The 20,427-nt window shown below is 74.5% G+C and carries 17 protein-coding genes; 6 read left to right on the top strand and 11 right to left on the bottom strand.

Annotated elements, in window-relative coordinates:
- Positions 1-6 precede the first annotated feature (6 nt).
- The 5 genes from OOK31_RS16895 to OOK31_RS16875 all read right to left on the bottom strand — a co-directional run bounded on the left by OOK31_RS16895 (position 7) and on the right by OOK31_RS16875 (position 7,343).
- Positions 7-1,008 carry a GDP-mannose 4,6-dehydratase gene (locus tag OOK31_RS16895; RefSeq protein ID WP_267088056.1) on the bottom strand — a complete coding sequence of 334 codons (1,002 nt, stop codon included), beginning with the start codon at positions 1,006-1,008 and terminating at the stop codon, positions 7-9.
- A 127-nt stretch (positions 1,009-1,135) separates the two neighbouring features.
- Entirely contained in the window at positions 1,136-2,551 is a 1,416-nt protein-coding gene (locus tag OOK31_RS16890) for a hypothetical protein (RefSeq protein ID WP_267088055.1), read from the bottom strand.
- Entirely contained in the window at positions 2,548-4,179 is a 1,632-nt protein-coding gene (pelF, locus tag OOK31_RS16885) for a GT4 family glycosyltransferase PelF (protein WP_267088054.1), read from the bottom strand. Before pelF ends, OOK31_RS16890 begins: the two co-directional genes overlap by 4 nt.
- A 94-nt stretch (positions 4,180-4,273) precedes the next feature.
- The gene (locus tag OOK31_RS16880; RefSeq protein ID WP_267088053.1) at positions 4,274-6,409 is read right to left on the bottom strand and encodes a hypothetical protein; all 2,136 of its coding nucleotides are present in this window, start codon (positions 6,407-6,409) and stop codon (positions 4,274-4,276) included.
- A 409-nt stretch (positions 6,410-6,818) separates the two neighbouring features.
- Positions 6,819-7,343 carry a hypothetical protein gene (locus tag OOK31_RS16875; RefSeq protein WP_267088052.1) on the bottom strand — a complete coding sequence of 175 codons (525 nt, stop codon included), beginning with the start codon at positions 7,341-7,343 and terminating at the stop codon, positions 6,819-6,821.
- 354 nt (positions 7,344-7,697) lie between these two features.
- Between OOK31_RS16875 and OOK31_RS16870 the strand changes: the two genes are divergently transcribed.
- A complete protein-coding gene (locus OOK31_RS16870; protein ID WP_323188219.1) occupies positions 7,698-8,591 on the top strand; it encodes a class I SAM-dependent methyltransferase in 894 nt (297 codons plus the stop codon).
- Positions 8,592-8,609: 18 nt separating this feature from the next.
- Here the strand turns inward: OOK31_RS16870 and OOK31_RS16865 are convergent, their stop codons facing one another.
- On the bottom strand, positions 8,610-9,341 hold the full coding sequence (locus tag OOK31_RS16865) for a TioE family transcriptional regulator (RefSeq protein ID WP_267088051.1): 732 nt from the start codon (positions 9,339-9,341) through the stop codon (positions 8,610-8,612).
- A gap of 58 nt (positions 9,342-9,399) precedes the next feature.
- Between OOK31_RS16865 and OOK31_RS16860 the strand changes: the two genes are divergently transcribed.
- The 3 genes from OOK31_RS16860 to OOK31_RS16850 all read left to right on the top strand — a co-directional run bounded on the left by OOK31_RS16860 (position 9,400) and on the right by OOK31_RS16850 (position 12,847).
- Complete coding sequence (locus OOK31_RS16860; RefSeq protein WP_267088050.1) at positions 9,400-10,602, top strand: erythromycin esterase family protein; 1,203 nt, start codon at positions 9,400-9,402, stop codon at positions 10,600-10,602.
- A gap of 190 nt (positions 10,603-10,792) precedes the next feature.
- Positions 10,793-12,223 carry a rifampin monooxygenase gene (gene rox, locus OOK31_RS16855; protein ID WP_267088049.1) on the top strand — a complete coding sequence of 477 codons (1,431 nt, stop codon included), beginning with the start codon at positions 10,793-10,795 and terminating at the stop codon, positions 12,221-12,223.
- 204 nt (positions 12,224-12,427) lie between these two features.
- Positions 12,428-12,847 (top strand): VOC family protein, encoded by a 420-nt coding sequence (locus OOK31_RS16850; protein ID WP_267088048.1) that lies wholly within the window; start codon positions 12,428-12,430, stop codon positions 12,845-12,847.
- Here OOK31_RS16850 and OOK31_RS16845 read toward each other — a convergent pair.
- Together OOK31_RS16845 and OOK31_RS16840 are read right to left on the bottom strand one after the other, a co-directional pair.
- Positions 12,825-13,889 (bottom strand): chitinase, encoded by a 1,065-nt coding sequence (locus OOK31_RS16845; RefSeq protein ID WP_267088304.1) that lies wholly within the window; start codon positions 13,887-13,889, stop codon positions 12,825-12,827. The genes OOK31_RS16850 and OOK31_RS16845 overlap by 23 nt on opposite strands.
- A 111-nt stretch (positions 13,890-14,000) precedes the next feature.
- Complete coding sequence (locus OOK31_RS16840; protein WP_267088047.1) at positions 14,001-14,423, bottom strand: MerR family transcriptional regulator; 423 nt, start codon at positions 14,421-14,423, stop codon at positions 14,001-14,003.
- An 89-nt stretch (positions 14,424-14,512) separates the two neighbouring features.
- Between OOK31_RS16840 and OOK31_RS16835 the strand changes: the two genes are divergently transcribed.
- Both OOK31_RS16835 and OOK31_RS16830 read left to right on the top strand, forming a co-directional pair.
- Positions 14,513-15,178 (top strand): class II aldolase/adducin family protein, encoded by a 666-nt coding sequence (locus tag OOK31_RS16835; RefSeq protein ID WP_267088046.1) that lies wholly within the window; start codon positions 14,513-14,515, stop codon positions 15,176-15,178.
- The gene (locus tag OOK31_RS16830) at positions 15,175-15,585 is read left to right on the top strand and encodes a carboxymuconolactone decarboxylase family protein (RefSeq protein ID WP_267088045.1); all 411 of its coding nucleotides are present in this window, start codon (positions 15,175-15,177) and stop codon (positions 15,583-15,585) included. Before OOK31_RS16835 ends, OOK31_RS16830 begins: the two co-directional genes overlap by 4 nt.
- 21 nt (positions 15,586-15,606) lie before the next feature.
- On the opposite strand, the gene OOK31_RS16825 is transcribed toward OOK31_RS16830, so the two are convergent.
- The 3 genes from OOK31_RS16825 to OOK31_RS16815 form a co-directional block, all read right to left on the bottom strand.
- Positions 15,607-18,153 (bottom strand): ABC transporter permease, encoded by a 2,547-nt coding sequence (locus tag OOK31_RS16825; RefSeq protein WP_267088044.1) that lies wholly within the window; start codon positions 18,151-18,153, stop codon positions 15,607-15,609.
- Between the two features lie 107 nt (positions 18,154-18,260).
- Positions 18,261-19,031: an ABC transporter ATP-binding protein gene (locus tag OOK31_RS16820; RefSeq protein ID WP_267088303.1), complete on the bottom strand. Its 771-nt coding sequence runs from the start codon at positions 19,029-19,031 to the stop codon at positions 18,261-18,263.
- Positions 19,032-19,171: 140 nt separating this feature from the next.
- Positions 19,172-20,425 (bottom strand): HAMP domain-containing sensor histidine kinase, encoded by a 1,254-nt coding sequence (locus OOK31_RS16815; RefSeq protein ID WP_267088043.1) that lies wholly within the window; start codon positions 20,423-20,425, stop codon positions 19,172-19,174.
- Positions 20,426-20,427 lie beyond the last annotated feature (2 nt).

The raw sequence follows: 20,427 nt of genomic DNA, 5'->3' as shown, positions 1-20,427 counted from the left end.
GCGCGCTCAGACGTTGTAGATGCCGGTCTTGTAGCGGGCCAGGTTGGCGGGGTCGCGGAAGAACTCGACGGTGTGCGCCAGGCCCTGTTCCAGGCTGTGGGCGGGTTCCCAGCCGGTGGCGGCGGTGAGCCTGCTCGCGTCCGCGACGAGCCGCATCACCTCGGAGGCGGCCGGCCGCAGCCGTTCGGCGTCCTCGCGGACGTCGATGGGGGCGTCCATCACCTTGCCGATCAGGGCGACGAGGTCGCCGACGGAGATCTCCGTCCCGGTACCGGAGTTGAAGGTGCGGCCGACGACCTGCTCGGCGGGTGCGGTGCCGACGGCGAGGAAGGCGGCGGCGGTGTCCTTGACGTAGCTGAAGTCGCGGGTGGGGCGCAGGTCGCCGAGGGTGATGACGCGTTCCCCTGCGGCCACCTGGCCGATGACGGTGGGGATGACCGCGCGCATCGACTGGCGCGGGCCGAAGGTGTTGAAGGGCCGCAGGGTGACGACCGGGGTGGCGAAGCTCGCGTGGTAGCTGTCGGCGAGACGGTCGCCGCCCGCCTTCGAAGCGGCGTACGGGGACTGCGTGTTGATGGGGTGGTCCTCGGTGATCGGGACGGTCTGCGCGGTGCCGTAGGTCTCGCTCGTGGAGGTGTGGACGAGGCGGGGCGTGCCGAGTGCGCGGACCGCCTCGAGCACGTTGAGGGTGCCGGTGACGTTGGTGTCGACGTAGCTGTGCGGGGCCCGGTAGGAGTACGGGATCGCGATGAGGGCGGCCAGGTGGTAGGCGCAGTCGGCGCCTTCGAGCAGGCCGCGGACCGAGCCGGGGTCACGGACGTCGCCGAGGACGATCTCGACCTGGTCGAGGACGTCGGGGGCCAGGGTCTCCAGCCAGCCGTACGAGGAGAAGGAGTTGTACTGGGCCATGGCCCTGACGCGGTAGCCGCGGGCGACCAGGGACTCGGTGAGGTGGGAGCCGATGAAGCCTTCGGCTCCGGTGACGGCGGCGAGCGGGGCGGAGGTCAACCGACCTCTCCTTTCGGTGGGTGGTGCGGGTGCGGTGCGTGCGGTGACGGTTCGGTCCGCCCGGTGAGGGGCGGTTCGGTCCGCCCGGTGAGGGCGGCTCGGTGGGCCGCGGGGCGCGGCGGGGTCGTCAGGCGTGGGGTGCGGGCCGGCCCAGGAGCCGCAGCGTGCAGCCGATCAGGCACAGCGCGGCGGCGGCGCAGCACAGCGGCAGGGCGGCCGGGCCCGGGGGCAGGCCGAGCAGGGTGACCGCTCCGGCGGTGGCCGCGGCGGCGAGGCAGATCAGGGCCGGGGGCCAGGCCACTCCGAAGGCCTGGAGCAGCAGGGCGCTCCACAGGGTGGCGGCGAGCAGGGGCAGGGTGGCCGGTCCGGCGCCGGTCAGCAGGGCGGCGGGCAGCAGCGGAAGGGTGTAGGCGAGCAGGCACAGGGCGAGTACGCCGGCCGAGCGCAGCAGGAAGGCGGCGGGGGTGGCGGAGGCGCCGAGTGCGGCGGCCGACAGGCCCCGGTAGCGGTAGAGCAGCCATTCGGCGGGTCCCATGCTGAGGGTCAGCACGATGACCGCGTACGGTTCGCGGCGGCCGGCGAGCAGCACCAGCAGGGCGGCGGCCAGGCCGAACAGGCCGTAGGGCAGGGAGCGTCGCAGCGGCGGGCCGGCGCCCTCGCCGGGTGCGGCCGGGGTGGCGTACTCGGTGCGCAGGGTCCGGCCGGCGGCGGCGAGGGTGGCGGCCAGGGCCAGGAAGGTCAGTCCGGCGCGCAGCGGTGCGCCGGGTTCCCACCAGGGCAGAACGGCGGCGCCGGCGACGAGCGGGCTGAGGGCGGCGAGCAGGAGCAGCTCCCGGCCCAGGACGAGGAGTACGCCGGCGGCCGCGAGGTAGAGCGACTGGGCGGCCGCCGCCCAGGTGATCGGGGAGCCCTGGGAGGCCGCCGCGGCGGCCGCGGTGGCGAGGGCGGCGCCGAGCGGCGCTCCGCGCAGCAGGGCGCGGGCGGCTTCGCGCCGGCCCACGGCCATCCACGCGTAGGCGCGGTGGCCGAGGGCCTGGCCCCACGCCCAGGAGAGGATGCCCGCCGCGACGAGGGCCGCGGCGTGGCCGCCGGGCCGCCACAGGGGTGCGGTGAGCAGGTAGGCGAGGGCGGGCAGGGCGAACAGCACCCCGCGCAGCAGGCAGCGCAGGTGGTCGGGCCGCCAGGGGTCGGGCGCCGCGGCCGGTTCGGGGAAGACCCGGGGTACGCGTGCGTACAGGGCGGCGGCGAGGGAGAAGATGTCGGGGTGGCCGTAGCGCCGGCGGATGGTGTCGGCGGACAGGCCGTCCGCCTCCAGGAGTGCGGCGACCTCGTAGGGGTGGACGGCGGGTCCGACGCGGTCGGCCAGTTCGGCGGCGAGCTCGTTCACGGCCGCGTCGTGGTGGCCGGGGCCGGGCAGCCGCAGTCCGAGGGTGACGGGGTCGGCGCCGTGGCGGGGTGCGGCCGGCAGCTTGGGTACGGCGAGCCGCAGCATCAGGGTGTCGTCCTGCGTGCCGTGGGGTTCGAGGTGCATGGGTCCGCTCATCCGGTCAGGCTCCCCGTGCCGGTGACCGCCGGGGCGCCGGCTTCCCCGGGCGGCGTACCGTCCGAGGCGGCCCAGGACGGTACGGGGCGGCGCGGGCCGGCACCCGCCGGGGCGGGTGCCGGCGCGGCGGGAGCGGCGGCGGTGGAGGGGACGGGCACGATGCGGGGCGGGCGGGCGGCGCTGCGGGCGAGGTCGGGCAGGTCCAGGTAGATGGACCGGAAGGTGTCGATGGTCTGGCGCAGTGTGAACTGTTCGACCACCCGCAGCCGGGCCGCCTCGCCCATCGCCGCGCGGCGCGGGGCGTCGGCCAGCAGTTCCAGGGCGGCGGCGGCCATGGCGGCCGGGTCCCTCGGGGGGACCACCAGTCCGGTGTCGCCGACGGCCTCCCGTACGCCGCCGACGTCGGTGGAGACGGTCACCCGGCCGCAGGACATGGCTTCGATGAGGGTGAACGGGAAGCCTTCGCTGATGCTGGAGAGCATCACGACGTTGCCCGCCGCGTAGGCGTCCTTGATGTCGTCGACGCGGCCCTCGAAGACGACGGCGTCGGCGTGTCCGAGTTCGCGGGCCAGGGCTTCGCACCGCTCGCGGTAGGCCTCGCCGCCGCGGGGGGTGCCGCCGAACAGGCGCAGGCGGGCTTCCGGGACCTGACGCCTGACCAGGTCGAAGGCGCGGATCAGGGTCTCCAGGTCCTTGATCGGGTCGACCCGGCCGGCCCAGCTGAGGGTGGGTGCGTCCGGCTCGGGGCCGGCGGGCGGGAACGCGGCGGGGTCGACGCCGTTGTAGACGGTGCGTATGGACTCCGGGGCGGCGCCTCCCTCCTCCTCCCACAGCCGGTTGTAGCGGTTGCCGGGGGTGATCAGGGCGGCCCTGCGGTAGCTCTCCTCGGCCAGCAGCCGGAAGAAGCCCAGGACGACGGCCTTCACGGGCCAGCGGTAGGGCGCGGTGCGGTAGCCCAGGTAGCGTTCGCGCAGGTAGACGCCGTGTTCGGTGAGCAGCAGCGGGACGTCGTGGCGTTCGAGTCCGGCGAGTCCCGGCAGGACGGCGACGCCGCCGCTGACCGCGTGTGCGACGCCGTGCGTCGGGGGCGGTGCGGCGAGCGGGCGCAGGGCGTGTTCCAGCAGGGAGGTCGCGGTGAGCGCGTCGCGCAGGGTCGGGCGGGACTCGCGGATGGCCAGTCCGGGGCGGTTCCACACCGCGGCGAGGATGGAGATCGCGCGGTTGTCGCGCAGGAACGGGCTCAGGTGTCCGTCCCCGGCGGCCCGCGCCATCGTGTAGAGCGCGGGGGCGAAGGCGGCCTCGGCTCGCGGGTCGACCAGGGCGGTCAGGAACCGCTCGTACGCGGCGGCGAGCCGGCGCGCGGCGCGCCCGCAGGGCCGTCGGCCCTCCGGCGGGGCGCCCCACATGGGGACCGAGCGGACGCTGTGGACGTGCCCCGGGAGGTCCCAGGCCAGGGATTCGCGGCCGGTGCCGGTGACCGCGATGACGTCGAAGTCGAGGTCGGGCATGCCCTGGACGAGCTGGTCGCACCAGACGCTGACGCCGCCGTGACTGTGCGGGTAGGTGCCTTCGGTGAGCAGGGTGACGCGCGTCGCGCCGGAGCGTCGCGCGCCGTGGTGAACGTGCATCGGTGTGCTCCACGGCCGGGATGTGGGGGTGGCCGAGGCCGGTCGGCCTGGCCGTCCCGGCCGCGCAGGGGCGGCCGGGACTCTCGTACGCCGGTCAGCCCCGGGGGGCGGGGGAGCTGGGCTCGCGCACGGCTTCGGGGACGTGGGTGCGCGGGGCGGGCAGGGTGGGCGCGCCGCTCCGCGTACCGGTGACGGCGGCGGGGGCCGCCGGGGTGCCTGCGGGCAGGGTGAAGGCGAGCGACGTGCCGGCCGAGTCGGTCCAGCCGGAGAGCCGGCCGGCGTAGGGGCTGCCGAAGGCGGCGGCGCCCTGGCGGCTGCCGGGGAGCAGGGTGGCGGGCACGGCGACGCCGTTCGGGGCCTGGACGGTGACGGTGTCGCCGATGCGGTACGCGGTGACCTGGCCGGCCCGTACGGCGTCCTTCCAGGCGGCGCGGCGCTGGAGTTCGGTGCCGATGTCCTTCATCCGGAGGTTCACCACGGGCGTGTTGTCGCCGTAGAGCGCGGTGTAGCCGTCGAGGACCCCGTTGAGGACGGGGTAGGCGATGCGTTCCTCGGCGAGGTTGGACTGGTGGATGAAGTGCGGCTTCGGGTCGTTGGACAGGACGTGGCCGAGGGCGGTGCGGACCTCCTGCGGCACGATGTGGCCGGCGTAGCCGGTGGCCGCGTCCAGGGGGGCGGGCAGGCAGGTGGTGGTGTCGGCGTGGTCCTCGCAGATGCCGCTGCCGCCCTGGGAGCGGCGGGTGTAGATCCAGTTGTACTCGTCGGCCTGCTCGACGGCCTTGCCCGCGTTGTAGAAGACGTTGATCGGGTAGCGGGCGACGGTGGCGGCCGGGCCGATGCGTCGCTGCTCGGGGTCGCGGGAGTTGTCCGAGGCGAGCCACTTGATGCCGTTGTCGGCGAGGGCGAGCGCCAGGTTGGGGTTGTCCTGCGGCTGCTGCGGGAGCAGCTTCATGCCCGAGTGCTCGCCGGTGACCAGTTCGTCGTCGTGCAGGGGCAGTCCGGAGGTGTGGCCCCAGACGCGGTTGAGGGCGATCTCGTCGCTGATGACGGTCCGGCCGACCCACTTGACGGCGCCGCCGGGGAGCGTGGCGCACTTCCAGGGGACCACGCTGACGTCCTGTTCGCAGCCGAGGTAGGCGTGCGTGTAGGTGTGGTTGACCCACCGGAAGCGGTCGCGCTGGGCCAGGAGGACGTCGGCGAGCTCGTCGGCGCCGTTGTTGTCCTCGCGCTGGTCCAGGCTGCCGGCCCCGTTGTAGACCATGTCGAGGGTGAAGCCCTTGCTGTCCTGCCAGTCGGCGGCGTACGTGGCGTCCGCGCCCGACATGCGGATCGGGCTCGGGGTGCCGGCGCCGCCCGCGCAGTCCACGTCTCCGGGCGTGCAGTTGAGCGTGCTGTCCCAGCGGTCGTCGGCGGCGAACACGTCGTCGACGTGCACGGCGAAGTAGTTGCGGGAGGCGCCCAGGTGGACCCCGCCGGTCATCCACTCGACGATGCCGCGGGCCAGCAGCCGGAACTGCTGCTGGTACTGGTTGTAGACGAAGGTGACGACGAGTTCGCGCCGCCCGTCGTGCCGGTACTCGCCGACCAGCGAGCCTCTTCGGGGCGTGCCGGGTATGGGGGCGTCGAGGTAGGTGGTGAAGTCGGCGCCGGGCGCGGGCTGGGCGAGGTAGGCGTAACTCTCGCCGACGGTGGGCGAGTTGTCCTCGAAGGGGACGGCGCCGTCGAGGTAGGCGAAGGGGCCGGTGAGGCCGGCCGGGGTGACGCCGGCGCGGACCCCGTCGAGGCTGCCGGCGTAGCCGCCGGTGGCGAAGTACTGGAGGCCGACCTGGGGCCGGGAGTAGGTGTACGCGTCGACCTGCGGGACGTCGTACGTCCGCTCGTAGGCGGTCAGGGCCGCCATCTCGGCCGAGCCGGCCGGAAAGGGGTTGTCGTTGGGCAGGACGACGGCCTGGTACTTGGCTCGGGGGCGGCCGTCCACGGTGTCGGCCAGGAAGGCGGCGTCGATGGTGGGCCGGCCCCCGCGGGTGAGGTCGATCGTGGTGTACGGCGTTCCGGCCGAGTCCAGTTCGGCCGCGATGGCCGCGGTCGTCGGCCCGCCGTCCGTCACCACCAGCACCCGCAGGTCGGTGCGGGGTGCGGGGGTGTCGGCCTGCGCCGGCCCCGCCGGCAGGCCGAGCGCGGCTATGAGCGCGCCCGCCGTGAGCACGGCAGTGCGAATGGTCCGCTTCATGCGGTGAAGTCCCCTCCCAGGCAGGGGTGGGCGCGGCTCGCACGGAGCGGACCCACCCCCTTGCGTGACGCCGGCGCCCCCTCAGAAGCCAGTCGTCGACGCATCCGTCGGGTCACATCGTGATGGCTCTGTGTAGCGTTTGTGATGGTCTCGAAAAAACCGGCGAGAAACTGCGGGCGCACAACTGGGGCGCACAGTGGGGGTGAAGGGGAGCCGGAGCGGATTCGGTGTGGTCCACGCGCGGGGGGCCCGGCCGCGCGCAGGGCATGCGCGCTGGTCCGGGCCCCGAACGGTGCCACCCGGCGGACCGGAACGTCCGCGGGTCGGGCTCCGGTGGTCGAGACCATCCGGACTCCCGGTCTCCGGCTGTTTCAGGCCATCACGTTCGACGTGGTGGCCGGAGGGTTCGTCAGGCGCAGAGGACGCGCGTCTCGGGGGTGTACACCGGGCCGCCGGTCGCGTTGCTGCTGTCGCTGAACTCCGCGTAGTAGTAGCTGTAGAAGCCGATGTTGCCGTTGCAGCCGGAGTCGGCGGCGACCTGGAGGGTCAGCGTGACGGTACGGCTCTGGCCGGGCGGGACGGTGGCGCCGTAGTTGCCGCCGAGGTTGGCCGGGCCGGTGCCGGAACAGGCCGTGGCGCCGGAGGCGGTGGCCAGGGAGCAGCCGGTGAAGCCGTACTTCAGGTCGGGGCGCTGGTTGGTCAGCCAGGTCGGGTCGATCGTCTGGTAGACGAACCAGATGTCGTAGCTCTTGTTGTTGGTGAGCGTCATCGACAGTTGCACCGTGCCACCGGGCGTGGTGGTGGCACTGCTGGTGCTGAACGTCAGCGCGGCCGGCGCCGGGTCGGCGCTCGCCGCGGGGGCGAGGCCGAAGACGGCGAGGACGATGGCGAGGACGGCGGCGAGGCCCAGGCGGCCCGTCAGAGGTGATCTCATGGCCCGGGAGGCTAGGCAGAACACCTGTGCGCCGTCTGCCCCGTGGGGAGCGGCGCCCCCGCGGATCGGCCGGAAGTGTTCCTCCTGTGAACGGTCTGCGGGGAGCCCGTGAAGGAAGATCGCACACTGTGTACGGGCAGTACACGGGCCTGCACGGGCCGTGTCCACGGGGCCGGGCCGTGGTGCCCGGCCGGTGGAGGACGCTGCGGCCCTTTGGCGCGCACGTGACGTAAGGGGCGGGGCGGGTCTGCCCTTCCGGGCCCTGCGGGGTGCGGGTGTTCCCGGCCGACCCGTCGTCTTCCGGCCTGCGGTGCCCGTGTCCGTGATGGGGCCGGATCGGGGCCGGATCACGGCGTGTCGGCCGCCGCCGCCAGGAGCCGGCGCAGCGCCGTGCCCGTCCGCGTGCCGGTCGCCGGGGTGGTCGTGGTCGGGGATCGTGGGGGTATGGAGGAGCGGCGGGAGACGTGGGCGGCCGGGGGCGCCTACGAGCGGTACATGGGCCGGTGGAGCCGTCCGGTCGCCGACGCGTTCGCGACGTGGACCGGCTGCGGGGACGGCGCCCGGTGGCTGGACGTGGGGTGCGGGACGGGAGCGCTGGCCGCGGCGGTGGCCGCGCGGTGCCGGCCGCGTGCCGTGGTCGGACTGGACCGGTCCGCCGGGTTCGTGGACGCGGCCCGGGGCGCCGCTCCCGCGCCGGCCTGCTTCGTGGTGGCCGACGCGCTGTCGCTGCCCGTGCGCGACGGGGCGTGCGACGCGGCCGTCAGCGGGCTGGCGCTCAACTTCCTCGCCGACCCGGACGCGGCGGTGGCCGAGTGGGCCCGGGTGGTGCGGCCGGGCGGGCTGGTCGCCGCGTACGTGTGGGACTACGCCGGGGGGATGGAGTTGCTCCGGCACTTCTGGGCCGCCGCGGTGGCGCTGGATCCGGCGGCCGCGGAGCTGGACGAGGGCCGCCGGTTCCCGGGGTGCCGCCCCGATCCGCTGCGCGCCCTGTGGACGCGGGCGGGGCTGGCCGACGTGGCGGTCGCCCCGATCGAGGTGCCCACCGTCTTCGCCGCCTTCGCTGACCTGTGGGAGCCGTTCCTGACCGGGCAGGGCCCCGCCCCCGGCTACGTCGCCACCCTCGCGCCCGCCGCGCGGGACCGGTTGCGGGACGCGCTCGGCCGGGCGGTACCGGTGCGGCGGGACGGGTCGATCGCGCTCACCGCCCGCGCCTGGGCGGTCCGGGGACGGCGACCCGCGCCGCGGTGACCGGCCGCGGGGCGGTGTTCAACCGCGCGCGCGGAGGTACGCGTCCAGCTCGGCGGCGCCGGTCAGCATCGCCCGGCCGCGGGCGGAGAGCCGGCCGTGCCAGTCGTCCAGGGTTGCCGCCAGTGGCTCCAGCCCGCCGGCCGTCCGCACCCGGTCGAGGAGCGGCGCGATCCGTTCCAGCGGGTAGCCGCCGCGCCTGAGCTGGTGGGCCAGCCGGGCGTCCCGTACGTCGGCCCCGTCGTAGACCCGGTACCCGGTGACCCGGTCGCGGCGCGGACGCACCAGCCCGGCGCGCTCCCACGCGCGCAGCGTCGCGGGCCGGATCCCCAGCTCGGCCGCGAGCGGTCCGATGAAGGTGCCGCCGGGGCCGGGCGGTGTGGGGGACGCCTGGTCCGCGAGGCGGGTGAGGTCGCTCAGGGCGCTCTCCACGGCCCGGAGCGTCCGCCGGTCGTCGAGCAGCTGCGCGTGGCTCTCGTCGACGAGGCGCAGCGCCTCCTCGATGGCGCCCCGGTTCACGGCCCGCATGATCGACGCCGCCGTGCGGTGGCCGTGGCCGGGCACCAGGGCGAGGAAGGCGTCCAGGGCCCGGGCGTGCAGCGGGGTGTAGGCGCGGTAGCCGTGGTCGCTGCGGCCGGCGGCCGGGAGGATGCCGGCCTCCTCGTAGTTCCTGACGGCCTGGGTGGACAGACCGTGCCCGCGTGCCAGGTCGACCGGCCGGAGCTGACCACCGCTTTGAAGGTTTCGTACCACGATCGCGACGATATCGCGGAAAAGTTTCAACCGAGGCTTCAACGATACCGTTGAAGCCATGACTACCGAGATCAAGGACACCACCCGTCCCGTCGAGGCCGCGGCCGTCATGGGGCTGCTCGCGGCCCGGCCCCGGCTGCTCGCCCTGGGCGAGCCCACGCACGGCGAGGACACCCTCCTCGACCTGCGCAACGCGCTCTTCCGCCGGCTGGTCGAGGAGGAGGGCTACCGGACGATCGCGATCGAGACCGACTGCCTGGCGGGGCTGACCGTGGACGCGTACGTCACCTCGGGCACGGGCACCCTCGACGAGGTCATGGAGCACGGGTTCAGCCACGGCTGGGGCGCCTCCGCGGCCAACCGCGCACTCGTCCGCTGGATGCGCGCCTTCAACGAGGGCCGGCCCGCCCGCGACCGGCTCCGCTTCGCCGGTTTCGACGGCCCGCTGGAGATCACCGGCGCCGCGAGCCCCCGGCAGGCCCTCACCGGGCTCCACGGCTTCCTCGCGGCCCGCCTGGACGCGGACCTGCTCCCCTGCACCGCGGACACGCTCGAGGGGCTGCTCGGCCCCGACGACCGGTGGACCGAACCCGCCGCGATGAGGGACCCGGCCCGGTCCGTGGGGCGGTCGGCCGAGGCCGGGGAGCTGCGGCTGATCGCCGACGACCTGGTGGCGCTGCTCGACGCGCAGGCCCCGTACCTGAGCGCGACGGCCTCGCCGGACGACCGGTACCTGGCGCACCTGTACGGGCGCACCGCGACCGGCCTGCTGCGCTACCACTCCTGGATGGCCTCCGCGTCCCCGGCCCGGCTCGCCCGGCTGGTGGGCCTGCGGGACCTGATCATGGCCGAGAACCTCCTCGCGGTCGCCGCGCGGGGCCCGGCACTCGTCCACGCCCACAACGCGCACCTCCAGCGGGAGAAGAGCTCGATGCGGATGGGCGGGGCGCCGCTGGAGTGGTGGAGCGCCGGGGCGCTGGTCGGCGCCCGGCTCGGCGGGGAGTACGCCTTCGTGGCGACGGCCCTCGGCACGATCCGGCACCAGGGAGTGGACGCGCCGCCGCCGGACAGCGTGGAAGGGCTCCTGTACGCGCTCCCGGAAGACCGCTGCCTCGTCGACGCCCGGCGACTGGCCGCCGCCCTGGGGGACGCGCTGCCCGCGCCCCGCGTGTCCCCCTGGTTCGGCTACGCCCCGCTGGACCCGGCCCATCTCGCGGACAGCGACGGGGTCGTGTTCGTCAAGGACGTCCCGCGCGTCTAGTACCGCAGTCTGCGCCGCGTGGCGGCTGCTCGACAACCGAGCGGGAGGAGGGGGAAAAGGAAAGGGCAAGGAGGTCAACTGCTCCTTGCCACTGTCAAGTTATAGCGCGCCGGGGGGCTTGCGGCAAGGCCCCGGGCATGCTGCAGAATCAGCGATCAAAGCCAGGACCTGCACCAATGGGGGATTTTTAGTGATCGACGTGATCGTGGCCGGCGGCGGACCGACCGGACTGATGCTCGCCGCCGAACTGCGGCTGCACGGTGTGGACGTGGTCGTGCTGGAGAAGCTGGCCGAGCCGACCGGGCAGTCCCGGGCGCGCGGTCTGCACGTCCGCACGGTCGAGGTGATGGACCAGCGCGGCCTGCTGGAGCGGTTCCTCGAGGCCGGCGAGAAGTTCAGCGTCGGCGGGTTCTTCGCCGCGATCGTCAAGCCGTGGCCGGAGCAGCTGGACACGGCGCACCCGTACGGCCTTGCCATCCAGCAGACGGTCACCGAGCGGCTGCTCACCGAGCGCGCCGTCGAGCTCGGTACCGACATCCGGCGCGGGCACGAGGTGGTCGGGCTGAGCCAGGACGAGGACGGGGTGGACGTCGAGCTGGCGGACGGTACGCGGCTGCGCTCGCGCTACCTCGTGGGCTGCGACGGCGGCCGCAGCACGGTGCGCAAGCTCCTCGGCGTCGCCTTCCCCGGCGAACCCGCGAAGACCGAGACCCTGCTCGGGGAGGTGGAGGTGACCGAGGATCCGGCGACGGTCGCCGCCGTGACCGCCGAGATCCGCACGACACAGGTGCGGTTCGGCACCATCCCCAACGCCGACGGGAGCTACCGCCTGATCGTTCCCGCCGAGGGGGTCGCCGAGGACCGTACGACCGCGCCGACGCTGGAGGAGCTCAAGGAGCGGCTGCGGGCGGTCGCGGGCACCGACTTCGGCGCGCACTCGCCGCGTTGGATCTCCCGGGTCACCGACGCGACCCGGCAGGCCGAGCGCTACCGGGTCGGCCGGGTCCTGCTGGCCGGGGACGCCGCGCACATCCACCCGCCGACCGCCGGGCAGGGCCTCAACCTCGGTGTGCAGGACGCGCACAACCTCGGCTGGAAGCTGGCCGCCGCCGTCGACGGCTGGGCCCCGGCCGGGCTGCTGGACAGCTACCACGCCGAACGGCACCCGGAGGGCGCCCGGGTGATGGCCAGCGCGCTCGCGCAGGGCGTACTGCTGGAGGACACCGCGGGCGCCAAGGCGTTGCGCGAGCTGTTCACGAAGCTGCTCGACTTCGAGGAGGTGAACCGCTACGTGACCGGGGAGATCACCGCCGTCGGGGTCCGCTACGACCTCGGCGAGGGCCACGAACTGCTCGGCCGACGGCTGCGGGACGTACGGCTCAAGCAGGGCGGCCGGCTCTACGAGCTGATGCACGGCGGCCGCGGCCTGCTCCTCGACCAGAGCGGCCGGCTCTCCGTCGAGGGCTGGGCCGACCGGGTCGACCACGTCGTCGACATCAGCGAAGAACTCGACGCACCCGCGGTCCTGCTCCGCCCGGACGGCCACGTCGCCTGGGCCGGAGAAGACCAGCAGGACCTGCTCCGCCACCTCCCCACCTGGTTCGGCGCCCCCACCCCCTGACCACGCGTCGGCGGATCAACGGGCCGGTCGGGCGGTGCGGGGCCGGCAGGCGGCCGCGAGGCCGGCCGCGGCCTCGCCGAGGTGGCGCAGCGGGACGGGCCGCCGCGCAGGGTTGTCGCGGCCGCGTGTCGCGCCGTTGCCGGACCGGTGTCCTAGCCTCGGTCCCGCAGGGGGACCCGCACCATCACCCGGAGGGCGAGCGCCATGGCTTCGATGCCGCAGAAGATCACCACGTTCCTGATGTTCGAGGGCAGGGCGGAGGAGGCGATGAGCTTCTACACCTCCCTGTTCGAGGACGCGGAGGTCGTCGACATCTCCCGCTACGACGCCGACGGACCCGGGGAGGCGGGCACGGTGCAGAAGGCCACGTTCTCGCTCGCGGGGCAGCGGTTCATGTGCATCGACAGCTACGTCAAGCACGCCTTCACCTTCACCCCGGCGGTGTCGCTCTTCGTGGAGTGCGACACCGCCGCCGAGCTCGACCGGCTCTACGGGGCGCTCGCCGAAGGCGGCGCGGAGCTGATGCCGGTCGGTTCGTACGGGTTCAGCGCCCGCTTCGGCTGGGTGAACGACCGCTTCGGTGTGTCCTGGCAGCTGAACCTCAACGGCCCTGGAGGGTCATGACGTTGTCGCCGAAGGTCCAGTTCCGGGATCCGTCCCAGTTCAGCGACCAGGTCATCAGCCCCTTGAGGCGGCCCCCGTAGGAGTTCCACGCCTGGGCGACCTGCGCCGGTGTCATGTAGCCGCCGCCCGCGCCCTGCTGGGCCGGGAGTCCGGGGACCTGCTTGTCGTAGGGCACCTTGATCGTGGTGTTCTGGACGACCAGGCCCCGGTCGAGGCAGTCGGTCTGCGCCTTGAAGCCGGCGACGGTCCCGGCGGAGTAGGAGTCTCCCGAGCAGCCGTACATGCTGCCGTTGTAGTACTGCATGTTCAGCCACCACAGCCGGCCGTTGTCCGCGTACTTCTTGACGACGGGCAGGTACGCGCCCCAGATCGATCCGTACGCCACGCTGCCGCCGGTGACGTAGGCCGTCTCGGGGGCCATCGTCAGGCCGAAGCCGTCCGGCATCCGGGCGAGCACTCCGTCGATGATGCGGATCAGGTTGGACTGTGACGCGGAGAGCCGGGTGATGCTGCCGGAGCCGACGAGGCCGGTCTCGATGTCGATGTCGATCCCGTCGAAGTTGTACTTCTTCAGCAGGGGCACGATCGTCGCCACGAACCGGTCCGCCACGGCGCTGGAGCTGAGGTCGATGCCGGCGGCCGCGCCGCCGACGGACATCAGCAGGGTCAGGCCGTCCTGTTTGGCCTGGCACATCTCGGCGGGGGTCGGCACCTTCACGGTGCTGTCCATCCCGTCCTCCCACAGGACGGTGCCGTCCGAACGGATCACGGGGAAGGCCGCGTTGATCACGTTGTAGCCGTGGCCGCGGATGCGGCTGTCGGTGAGGGGGATCCAGCCGAGCGGCGGGTGGACTCCGTTGGCGGCGCCGTCCCAGTTCTCCCAGTAGCCCTGGAGGACCTTGCCGGTGGGCTTGGGCTTCACCGCGCAGGTGTCGGGCGCGTGGGGCCCGGGCGGTGCGGCCACCGCCGTGGCGGGTAACGGGGTGAGCAGCGCTGCCGCAAGTCCGAGGCCGAGGCCGAGCAGGCGGATGGTCCGACGGATCATGGGTGCTCCCTTCGTGCCGTTCGTGCCGCTCGCGCCGGGGCGGGAGGGCGGGCCGAGGTGATGCGCCACAACGTAGATTTGGTCCAGACCATCCGTCAAGGGTGTGCGTCAGGCGTCCGGTGTCCGCCAACGCGCCATCTGTTCACGGAACTTGGGGCACTCGACGATGTCCTCCTCGCCGCACTGGAGGGCATGGGTCAACAGCTGGTGGGCGTGGTCGAGGTCGACCATCCGCCGCTCGATCTCGGCGACCTTGCCGCGGATCATCTCCTGCCGCAGGGACCGCTCCCGCTGGAACTCGCGGATCTCCCCCAGGGTCAGTCCGGCCTGCTGGCACTTGCGCAGCAGCACGATCCGCCGGGCGGCCTCCGGTGGATAGCGCCGCTGCCCGCTGCGGCGCTCGGGCTCCGGCAGCAGGCCGTGGCGCTCCCAGAACCGGATGGCGGACGCGGGCACACCGGTCATCTCGGAGAGCCTGCCGATCGTCATGAGCATGCCCCGCACCTCCTCCTCGTCGCCGCGCAGCGGCATTTGACTTGAACCTTAGTTCAAGTTGAAGAGTGGGGGCACCTGGACGGCGGCCGAACAGCGGCCGTCGGCGGAAGAGTTCGGAGACACCGATGACAGACACGACAACGGCGAGCGAGCGGGCGGCGCAGCTCGTCGCAGCCTGCGAGGCACTCTTCACGGCGGGGGTGATGTCCCGTTCCGGGCACGCCAACCTGAGCGCCCGGATCGACGACGGGCACTTCCTGCTCACCCCGGGGTTCGTCCGCGGACTGCGTCCCGGCCAGCTGGCCACCGTCAGCCTGGACGGGCGGGTCGTGGACGGTGAACTGTCCTCCGTCAGCGCCGAGATCATCTCCATGCACAGCGCCGTCTACCGGGCCCGCCCGCGGGTGGGCACGGTCATCCACACCCACTCGCCCGCGGCGACGGCCTTCGCCGTGGCCCACCGGCCGCTGCCGTGCCGCACCGAACCGATGCTGCGCTTCGGACAGGCCGAGGACGTCCCCGTAGTGCCCTGGGGGCCGCGCGGGTCGGACGTGTCGGTGCGCGGCATCGCCGAGGTCCTGGAACGGCGCCCCACGACGGCCGCCGCCCTGCTGGCCAACCACGGGCTGCTGGTCTTCGGCCCGGACCCGGCGGCCACCGCCCAGCTGGTGGTGGCGATCGAGGAGAGCGCCGAGGCGGAGCTCGCCGCGGCGGCCGTCGGCGGGGCCGTGGACTTCCCGGAGGGCGCCCTGGAGGCCGTACGCGCCTCGGCCGCGCGGGTCGCGTCATGACGGACGACACCCTCGCCCCCCGCGCCGAGGCCGTACGGGAGCGCTACCGCTCCACGCTCGGGGCCGTCCCGGGCGGTGTGGAGGAACGGCTGCGCCTGGCCGGGGAATTCGGCCGGCTCCCCACCGAGGAGGCCCTCGCGGCGCTGCGCCACATCGTGCTGGCCGACAGCCCGCTGGGAGCCCGGGTGCAGCAGCTCGTCCACTTCGGGCAGCTGCTGTCCCTCGGCCGGGCGGAACCCGCGCGCCTGCACGCGCGGGGCGCGCTCCACGCCGGCGCCCGCGTCACGGACCTCATCGGGGTCGCCGAGACCGCGCTGATCACCTCGGGGGTGCCCGCCTACGCGCTCGGTACCGAGATCATCTCCGGGCTCCTGCCGTGCGGGGAGGGCGGGGCGGGGCCGGTGTGAGGCGCGGGCCGGGACGGGCCGTCACCGCGCCGTCGTCGCCGCGGCGATGTCGACGCGGGCGGCCCTGCGGGCCGGCCAGAGCGAGGCGAGCACCGCGCCGGCCAGGGCGATGAGCACGCCGAGGGCCAGGCGTCCCCACGGCAGGACCAGCGTGTAGCCGGCGACGTTCTGCTGGAGGGTGCGCCCCAGCGCCCAGCCCAGGAAGATGCCCAGGCCCGTCCCGAGGGTCGCGCCGAGCGCGCCGAGGAGCAGGGCCTCCAGCCGGATCATCCGGGCCACGCCGGCGCGGTCCACGCCGAGGGCGCGCAGGGTGCCGATCTCCTTGCGGCGTTCGAGGACGGACATCGCGAGGGTGTTGGCGATGCCCAGTGCGGCGATGGCCAGGGCCATGCTGAGCAGGGCGTGGAAGACGTCGAGCTGTTCGCCGATGTCCCCGCTGTCCCGGGCCCGGATGGTCTCCTCGTCGAGGACGGCCAGGGCCGGGTTGTCGCCGAGGGCGTGGGTGACGGCGGCGAGCGCGGCCCGGCCGGGGCCGTCGTGCGTGGCGACGAGGATCCCGGCGGTGTGCGGGGCGGGGTCGTAGCGGGCGACGAGGGAGGCGGGGGCGGTGATGCTGGGCAGCAGGTTGCTCTGCTCGTCCGCGCGGTAGACGGCGCCGATGGTCACGCTGCCGCGCTGACCGTCCGGGCGTTGCAGCGCCAGGGTCTGGCCCACGTGCCAGCCGGCCTGCTCCGCCTTGAAGTCGGCCACGGCGATCTGCCCCTGGGCGAGCCGGTCGAGGGAGCCCTCGACCACCTCGTACCGCAGCAGCCGGCCGATGGTGGCGGGGTCGACGCCGGTCAGTACGGAGGGGACGCCGGCCAGGTGGTACCCGGTCGACTGGTCGAGCGGGCTGGAGGAGGCGCCGGGCAGTTCCTTGAGGGCCCGCGCGGTGGCGGGGGTCATCCGCATGCCGCCCTCTGCGGGCTTGACCAGGTAGTCGGCGGTGAAGTCGTGGGTGGTCGCCCGGTCGAGGTACTGCGCGGCCGAGGCCCCGAGGACGGACAGACCCGAGGCGAGGGTGAGGGCGATGGCGAGCGCGGCGGCGGTGGCGCCGGTACGGCGGGGGTCGCGCACGGTGTTGAGGGCGGCGAGGTGGCCGTGCACCGGGTGGAGGCGGGTCAGCAGCGGCCGGAGCAGGGCGACGAAGGGCCTGGCCAGCAGCGGGACGAGGACGATCGTCCCGGTCAGGGTGAGGGCCGCGCCCAGGCCGATGACGGTCCGGGCGTCCTTCCCCGTGGTGAGGGCCCCGTACACGGTGGCGGTGGTGCCGGTGAGCAGCAGCGCGGCGCCGAGGCCGGTGCGGGCGGAGGCGGTGCGGGCGGGCGCCGGGGGCTCGGCGGCGCTGAGGGCGGCGACGGGCGGGATGGCCATGGCGCGGCGGACCGGAAGCCAGGCGGCGGCCACGGGCAGGGCGATGCCGGCCAGCAGGGACGTGAGCACGGTGCCCGGGGTGAGGACGAGCGGGGCGGGCGCGGCGTCGGCCGGGGCGAAGAGCGTCCCCAGCAGGGCGGCGGTCCCGGTTCCGGCGGCGAGGCCGGCGACGGAGGCGAGCACGCCGACGAGGAGGGACTCGGTCAGCAGGATGCGGCGCACCTGCTTGCGGGAGGCGCCGACGGCCCGCATCAGGGCCAGTTCCCTGGTGCGTCGGGCGACGAGCATGGTGAAGGTGTTGGAGATGAGGAAGGTGGCCACGAAGAGGGCGACGGCGGCGAAGCCCACCAGGATCTGGCTCATGGTGTCACTGTCGGTGGTGGCGAGGTTCGCCTGGATCCGGGCGAGCTGGTCCCCGGTGGCCGCGCCGGTGCCGGGGGGCAGCGCCGCTTCGACGCGGCCGAGGAGCTGCGGGGCGTTCGTGCCGGGTGCGGCCGTGAGCTCGGCGTTCTTGTAGCGGCCGGGCTGGAGGAAGAGGCGCTGGGCGGTGGCGTCGGCGAACAGGGTCAAGGTGCCCCCGGCGGGGAGCTTCGTCCCGTCGGTACGGAAGATCCCGCTGACGGTGTAGGAGGCGGCGCCCTGGGCGGTGCCCACGCGGACGGTGTCCCCGACCCGGTGGCCGCCCTTCGCGGCGGTGCGCTCGTCGAGGGCGACCGTGTGGTCACCGGTGGGGCCGGAGCCTCGGGTGAAGCGGTAGGCGGGGTCCGTGCCGTCGGCTCCCGGGGCGAAGTTGGCGCCCTGGTGGGAGGGGCCGTCGCCGAGGAGCCGGCCGTCGCGGTCGGCTACGGCGGCGAAGCCGTCGACCCGGCCCGCGGCAACGGCGACGCCGGGGATCCTGGCGAGGGCGGTGACGGTGGCGGCGTCGAGGCCGGCCGGTCCGCCGCCGGCGCCCGCGGGGGTGCGGGAGTCGTCGGGGAAGACGCTGACGGCGATGCGCTCGTAGCCGTCGGTCGCCCGGGCGGCGGCGGCCCGGTGCAGGCTGTCGCCGTAGACGAGGCTGCCGGAGATGAAGGTGACGCCGAGCATGACCGCGAACGCGGTCATCAGCAGGCGGGCCTTGTGCGCGAGCACGTTGCGCAGGGCGGTACGGAACATGGGGATGCGGGTCCTGGGAGGAGGCGGGCTCGGCTGCTGCGAGCGGGCGGCCGGCTGCCGGTACGGCGGGCCGGGGTGGGGGCGGGGGCCGCAGGGGCGGGGGCCGGTCAGCGGGTACGGGGGCCCGTGTCGAAGGCCTTCATCCGGTCCAGGACCCGTTCCGGGGTGGGCCGGGTCATCTCGTCGACCAGACGGCCGTCGGAAAGGAAGACCACGCGGTCGGCGTAGCCGGCGGCGACGGGGTCGTGCGTGACCATGACGACGGTCTGGCCCAGCTCGCGCACCGAGTCGCGCAGGAAGCCGAGGACCTCGGCACCCGCGCGGGAGTCGAGGTTCCCGGTGGGCTCGTCGCCGAAGACGATCGCGGGGCGGGAGACCAGGGCGCGGGCCACCGCGACGCGCTGCTGCTGCCCGCCCGACAGCTGCCCGGGCCGGTGGCCGAGGCGCTGGGAGAGGCCGACCATGGCGACCACGTGGTCCAGCCACCCCGGGTCGGGCCGGCGGCCGGCGACGGTCAGGGGCAGCGTGATGTTCTCCAGCGCGGTCAGGGTCGGCAGCAGGTTGAACGCCTGGAAGACGAAGCCGATCCGGTCGCGGCGCAGCTCGGTGAGCCCCCGGTCGTCGAGCGTGCCCAGTTCGGTGGTGCCGATGCGGACGGAGCCGGAGGTGAACGAGTCGAGTCCGGCGGCGCAGTGCATCAAGGTGGACTTGCCGCAGCCGGAGGGGCCCATGATCGCGGTGAACTCGCCCTCGCGGAAGGAGATGCTGACCCGGTCGAGGGCGACGACGCGGGTGTCGCCGCTGCCGTAGACCTTCGACAGGTCGGTGGTGGCGGCGGCCGCGGTCCCCGCCGTCGGGTGCGGTGCGTACGGGGCGATCGGGTGGGCTGTCACAGGGGGCTCCTCTTCGGGTGCGGGGCGGTGCACTCGAAGGGTGTCCGGGGAAGGTATCGGGGCCCGGTCCGCCGTGTATCGGCGTACGCGCCGCTGTGTATCGGTTCCGCGGAGCGGGGCCGCGCTCAGGCCGGGAGGCGCAGCGTGGCGACGGCGCCGCCGTCCGGGGCGTTGTCCAGGCGCAGTTCGGCGCCGAGCAGCCGGGCCTGGCCCAGGGCGATGGTCAGGCCCAGGCCGTGGCCGGAGCCGCGTTCGGCGGCGCCCGTGTGGAAGCGGCGGGGGCCGCTCCGCAGCAGGTCGGCGGGGAAACCGGGGCCGTGGTCGCGTACGACGACGGTGCGGCCCTCGACGGTGACCCGGACCGGGGTGTCCCCGTGCCGGTGGGCGTTGACGACGAGGTTGGCGACGATCCGTTCGAGGCGGCGCGGGTCGGTCTCCACGGTCTCGGCGTGCCGGGTGTCGGTGGCGGTGAGCCGTGCGCCGAAGCCGGTGCGTGCCACGGCCTCGGAGACAACCGCGCCGAGCGGGACGGGGGCGCGCACCGGCTGTTCCGCGCCGGCGTCCAGCCGGGAGATCTCCAGCAGGTCCTCGACGAGTGCGCGCAGGTCGCGTACGCGGGCCCGGAGCAGGTCCTCGGTCTCGCCGGGCGGCAGCAGGTCGGCGGCGGCGAGCAGGCCGCCGACGGGGGTGCGCAGCTCGTGGGCGACGTCGGCGGTGAACTGGCGTTCGGTGCGCAGGCGACGGCTGAGGCTGTCGGCCATGAGGTCGACGGTGGCGGCGATGTCGGCGACCTCGTCGCCGCCGTCGGTGGGCCCGGACCTGGCGTCGAGGTCACCGGCCGAGATCCGGGCCGCGGTCTCGGAGACCCGGCGCAGCCGGCGGGCGAGGAGTCCGGCGCCGTAGACCGCCAGGGGCGCGGCCGCCGCGAGTGCGGCCGCCGAGGCGACCGCCATGGTCAGGTCCAGCCGGCGCAGCTCGTGGAGCTCCGAGCTCAGGTTGACGCGGACGGCCAGCACCGGGCTGCCCGGGCCGCCGGTGCGCTGGGCCGCCCAGACGCTCGGCCCGACGTTCCCGTCGACGTGCCCGTCGTCGGCGGTGTGCCGGTCGCCGTCGGCCGGGTGGCGCAGTACGGGGGGCAGCGCGGCCGGATCGAGTTCGGCGCCGTCGGCCAGCGCTCCGGTCCGGCGGTAGACGTCCATGGCCGAGTACACGCCGTTGAAGGCCTGCGCCTCGGCCCGGGAGCGGATGTCCCGCGCGGTCCATACGTGTACGAGGACGCCGACGGCCGTCACGACCAGGCATGCCGTGGCCGCGGCCAGCGCGGCGATCTTCCAGCGCAGCGGTACGCGGGCCGGCCGGGGCAGGGGGAAGGGGCGCACCG

Source organism: Streptomyces sp. NBC_00249 (assembly GCF_026342355.1).
GTDB lineage: Bacteria > Actinomycetota > Actinomycetes > Streptomycetales > Streptomycetaceae > Streptomyces.
This window is presented reverse-complemented; position numbering and strand designations above follow the sequence as displayed.

What these genes read in the sequence shown, in the direction of transcription:
- OOK31_RS16890 (WP_267088055.1), bottom strand. Translation starts at nt 2,551, where the DNA reads ATGAGCGGACCCATGCACCTCGAACCCCACGGCACGCAGGACGACACC.
- pelF (WP_267088054.1), bottom strand. Translation starts at nt 4,179, where the DNA reads ATGCACGTTCACCACGGCGCGCGACGCTCCGGCGCGACGCGCGTCACC.
- OOK31_RS16880 (WP_267088053.1), bottom strand. Translation starts at nt 6,409, where the DNA reads ATGAAGCGGACCATTCGCACTGCCGTGCTCACGGCGGGCGCGCTCATA.
- OOK31_RS16875 (WP_267088052.1), bottom strand. Translation starts at nt 7,343, where the DNA reads ATGAGATCACCTCTGACGGGCCGCCTGGGCCTCGCCGCCGTCCTCGCC.
- OOK31_RS16860 (WP_267088050.1), top strand. Translation starts at nt 9,400, where the DNA reads ATGACTACCGAGATCAAGGACACCACCCGTCCCGTCGAGGCCGCGGCC.
- OOK31_RS16850 (WP_267088048.1), top strand. Translation starts at nt 12,428, where the DNA reads ATGGCTTCGATGCCGCAGAAGATCACCACGTTCCTGATGTTCGAGGGC.
- OOK31_RS16840 (WP_267088047.1), bottom strand. Translation starts at nt 14,423, where the DNA reads ATGCCGCTGCGCGGCGACGAGGAGGAGGTGCGGGGCATGCTCATGACG.
- OOK31_RS16835 (WP_267088046.1), top strand. Translation starts at nt 14,513, where the DNA reads ATGACAGACACGACAACGGCGAGCGAGCGGGCGGCGCAGCTCGTCGCA.
- OOK31_RS16830 (WP_267088045.1), top strand. Translation starts at nt 15,175, where the DNA reads ATGACGGACGACACCCTCGCCCCCCGCGCCGAGGCCGTACGGGAGCGC.
- OOK31_RS16825 (WP_267088044.1), bottom strand. Translation starts at nt 18,153, where the DNA reads ATGTTCCGTACCGCCCTGCGCAACGTGCTCGCGCACAAGGCCCGCCTG.